2 protein-coding genes are annotated in these 1,944 nt (G+C 64.7%); one reads left to right on the forward strand and one right to left on the reverse strand.

Annotated elements, in window-relative coordinates; genetic code table 11:
• Positions 1-401: 401 nt before the first annotated feature.
• A complete protein-coding gene (locus WCB02_RS04275) occupies positions 402-557 on the reverse strand; it encodes a Thivi_2564 family membrane protein (protein ID WP_423956596.1) in 156 nt (51 codons plus the stop codon).
• Positions 558-755: 198 nt separating this feature from the next.
• On the opposite strand from WCB02_RS04275, the gene WCB02_RS04280 reads away from it, so the two are divergent.
• On the forward strand, positions 756-1,944 hold a 1,189-nt coding region (locus WCB02_RS04280), incomplete at its 3' end, for a HAMP domain-containing protein (protein WP_423956597.1).

The following is a 1,944-nucleotide window of genomic DNA, read 5'->3' on the forward strand; positions in this document are numbered from 1 at the left end:
GGATGGCATATTCCGAAGGCGACGGTGTCAAAAAAGCCTGGATCGCCGGGGAGAGCACGAAGTAAGCCGTAAAGCCATTGCGCAGGGAATGTCGGAGTGTTTCCGCTGAACCTGTATGCTCGTGTGCTTTGTTTTCTGTCTGCTATTTGCACACGAGACCGCGGGTGCAGCGTGCACCCGGCATTCCCTGCGCCCTCGATCTCGAGGCGCAAGACTTCCCAAGCAAAGCTCGGGCGACCAGCGCCGCGAGATCATGAACCGTGTCCGCTGTCTGAAGATCGAATTCGTGGGCTTGGCCGGGCGCACCGGCGCCGCGCCCACCGTGCCATCAAAAGCGGTTGGGCGCGCGTCCGCTGGGGTCCCGCGAGCCCCGAAACGACAGGTTTCCTGGAATCGACCGTCTAAAACACCGCGATGTAGCGCAAGAGCGACAGCACCCCGAGGATGATCACAATGAGCCGGATGATCTGCTTGGCGCGGCCGTCGATCGGCAACATGTTGATCAAATAGAGAATGAGGATGATGACCAGGAATGTGATGAGAACGCTGATGAGCATGGAAGACCCCCTCGAGGCATCGTGACGACGCGCTGTCGAACGGTCAACGCGTGGCGATGGCTCCCGGTTCCGTTGGCGGGAACTCGCCGACAATCATCGGATTGATGCGGTACGTCCGTAGTTGTACGGCGCTAACACTCTCTAACTCTTTACTCTTTTTCGGCCAAATGGCGGACGATCTCGCCCGGGGCTCCCATGATGAACCGTCTGACCGTATCCGCGCTGCTCAAGGCGGTGATCCTGATCACTGCGCTCTGCGTGATCGCGGCGGTGGCGCTCGGCGCATCGGACTCCTGGCAGCGGCTGCAGGCCACCAGCCGCATGTCGCTGGTCGCCGATGCCTCGGCCAACCTGTTCAAGGCGATGCACAATCTGCGCACCGACCGGCCCTACACCAATCGGGCGCTCATCGCGGAGCAGCCGATGGACAGTGACGCGGAGAAATACCTGCGCCAGCCGCGCGACGATCAGATGCCGGCGCTGGCGCGCGCGCTGGAGCTGCTTCCGGCCGCGGAGTTCGAGCAGAAACCGACGCTGCTGCCCGAGCTCGACCGGCTGAACAGGCTGCTGATCGCCCAGCAGAGCGAGTTCTGGGGCGAAGTCGCCAAGCCGAAGGCACAGCGCCGCCTCGCGCTCGGCAAGGAATATCTGGACTCGACGCAGGCGCTGCTGGCCACGCTCGACAAGACCTCCGCGGCACTCGCCGCCAGCGTCCTGCACGAGGATGCGACGTTCGACCAGTTGCTGGCCATCAAGCAGATCGCCTGGCTGTTGCGCAATACCGCCGGCGAGGCCTCGGTGACGGTCTCGAACGGACTCAACGCCGGAAAAATGTCGCCCGAACGCCATCTCTACTACACGCACTTCGTCGGCGGCGTCGAGGCCACCTGGAATGCGCTGCAGGTGACGGCGGCCGGCATGCAGCTGCCGCCGGCGCTCGCCGCGGCGATCGCCGCGATCAAGACCGCCTATTTCGATCCGGACTATCTCAAGCTGCGCGACGACCTGGCGAACCAGCTCGCAGCGGGCGAAAAGCCCGACATGACCGCCAACCAGTGGAGCCCGCTCACGGTCGGGCGCATGGCCGCGGCGGTCAAGGTCGCGGAGGCCGCGCTGGAAGCCGCCAAGGAGCACAGTGCCGGGCAGCATGCCGCCGCCCTGCATTCGCTGCTGCTGCAGCTCGGCCTGCTGACCGGCGCGATCGCGCTGACGCTCGGCGCCATGATCATGGTCGGACGCCGCGTCATCACGCCCTTGGTGACGATCCGCGATGCCATGCTCAAGGTGGCCGGCGGCGATCTCACCGTCTCCACCGGCTATGGCGAACGCCAGGACGAGATCGGCGCGCTCGCCGGCGCGCTGGAAACCTTCAAGCAGCAGGCCGAGG

Source organism: Bradyrhizobium sp. (genome assembly GCF_049581145.1).
In the GTDB taxonomy this organism is placed as follows: Bacteria; Pseudomonadota; Alphaproteobacteria; order Rhizobiales; family Xanthobacteraceae; genus Bradyrhizobium.

Coding starts and splice junctions, on each gene's coding strand:
- WCB02_RS04275 (WP_423956596.1), bottom strand. CDS start 557: ATGCTCATCAGCGTTCTCATCACATTCCTGGTCATCATCCTCATTCTC.